1 protein-coding gene and 1 pseudogene are annotated in these 1,857 nt (G+C 50.0%); both read right to left on the reverse strand.

Features of this window, described 5'->3' with window-relative positions; all coding sequences use genetic code 11:
- Positions 1–530: 530 nt before the first annotated feature.
- Positions 531–980, reverse strand: coding sequence for a DUF6386 family protein (locus G1E_RS28120; RefSeq protein ID WP_082438003.1), 450 nt, complete (start codon positions 978–980; stop codon positions 531–533).
- A gap of 427 nt (positions 981–1,407) precedes the next feature.
- Positions 1,408–1,857, reverse strand: a pseudogene (locus tag G1E_RS29985) (RHS repeat domain-containing protein); the annotation flags it as partial.

The following is a 1,857-nucleotide window of genomic DNA, read 5'->3' on the forward strand; positions in this document are numbered from 1 at the left end:
GCATCACGCTCGAACAGCGTGTGCCGCTCTGGCCGTTCGGCATGCTCGCCATAGCCAATCTCATCCAGTCGCGTCAGATGGCCACCGACGTTGTAGCTGAAACGCCGGGTCAGGTTATCTACCCGCACCTCTTCAATCAGCCGGTCCGAAGCGTCCGCCGGTGGCGCTGATGTCGGTCAGCGTGCCATCGGGTGTGCGGGTGAAGTGCAGGAAGTGGCCGAGGACGTTCTCGATGCGTTGCAACGGTACTTTAGTGTTGGTGTTTGGCACTTCACCAAAGTAGAAGAACAGGTTGTCGAGGGATGTAGTGGCGGCCCTCGGTGCACACCAGGTACACCTGCTCGTGGGTTGTATCTACCCGGTCATTACCAACTCAAGATTAACGGCTCAGGCGCTTTAATCGATAAAGTACAATACAACTACTGGGCAAAGCTGACGTCTTCCGTCAGCCGCCTACATTTCCTCTATTAAAGAGCGCCTTCTTCAAACTAACAGACGTCTCGCCACCTCACCAAACCTTCCATCAAACCCTAAGCACCAAGCCTTATCGAATCTGTTAAAGCATTCCTAAATTTATTAGATGGTGAGAAAGCCAAACAGATTCCCCCATCCTCGACCTTGTAGCCCACATAGTAATTTCCTGCTTCGAGACTGATAAACTCACCTTGTACTGCATCCGAACCGTCAGGCTCTAGCCCCCCTCCAGAAGTGTCTTCTCCGGCGCCTATGAAAACTTGACCAGAAGGAACCTTCAAATAAACGCCACCACTTGGAGCAACCAAACTATCTACAACTTTTACTTGATACCGCCCATCCGCACCCAAATTCAAAAAAGCAATATTACCCTCGTTCATTTCAGAAATTTCATCACTTTGAATACTCCACCAATCAAATGTATCACTCGTTCGATGGCGTATTGCTTGCAAATCAAACACCGCCAGGGTCGCAGTATCTGTAACAACATCAAACTCGATAGCCATGCTTCACTCCCATATTATCTCGTTAATCATATCACCGGGCTTTAACCCAGCACGCCTACCAGCAACTTTCAGGGAGCTACCCACACTTTTATTGATTGTCTCACTAAGCATTTGCAATGCGTTGGCTAGCAGCCCCACCAACAATAAAATCAACGGGATGATCGGCATTGAACCTTGAAAGATCAGGTGCTTCCCCGAACATTCTTTCGTAACGCTCGGTGACTGCTTTTCGATACGACGCTTGAAGCGAAGAAATTCGGACATCATGCGTTCCAGGTGACCAAACCAGCTCACCTCGCTTAGCAGCCCGGTTGAGTGCATTTTTCTTTTTTATAAACTGCTTCTCTAAAAAAGTTTTTCCCGCACTAGAAAGCCCCGGGCTTGACAATGCTTTGGGCTTACTTACTGTCAAGGCAGCTGAGCACGTCCACTCTAGAGGGTCAACCCAGTTTTGCGGGTTAGGTCCGTACTGATAGAGATTCAATCCTCCAGCCAACCCTACTGGATCCTGGGTAATGAATCTCCCCGCTTCCGCATCATAGAATCGGAAAGTTGTAATACAGCCCGATTTCGCCATCAAAATACTGGCCTTGAAAGCGCAGGTGCTGATCGACCTCATTGATGGGCAGACTCTCTATTGCACCCCATGAGCGATACGACGCCTGCCAAACGATCCTGCCATCTCTATCCGTCAGTTCCAACGGTGTACCAATCTGGTCAGTATGGAAGTAATAAAGCTTCTGCGCTTCCCCTTCAGCCTGATCAACCCGCGCCAACGGCGCATAACTACCCGGCTCATACAGGTACAAGATGCTCTGCTTCGGCGTCTCCTCACGCAGCATCCTTAGCCCTGCCAAAGAAAGCGCTTCTGTTCGAC

This window comes from Pseudomonas sp. TJI-51 (assembly GCF_000190455.2).
In the GTDB taxonomy this organism is placed as follows: Bacteria; Pseudomonadota; Gammaproteobacteria; order Pseudomonadales; family Pseudomonadaceae; genus Aquipseudomonas; species Aquipseudomonas juntendi.

Coding starts and splice junctions, on each gene's coding strand:
- G1E_RS28120 (WP_082438003.1), bottom strand. CDS start 980: ATGGCTATCGAGTTTGATGTTGTTACAGATACTGCGACCCTGGCGGTG.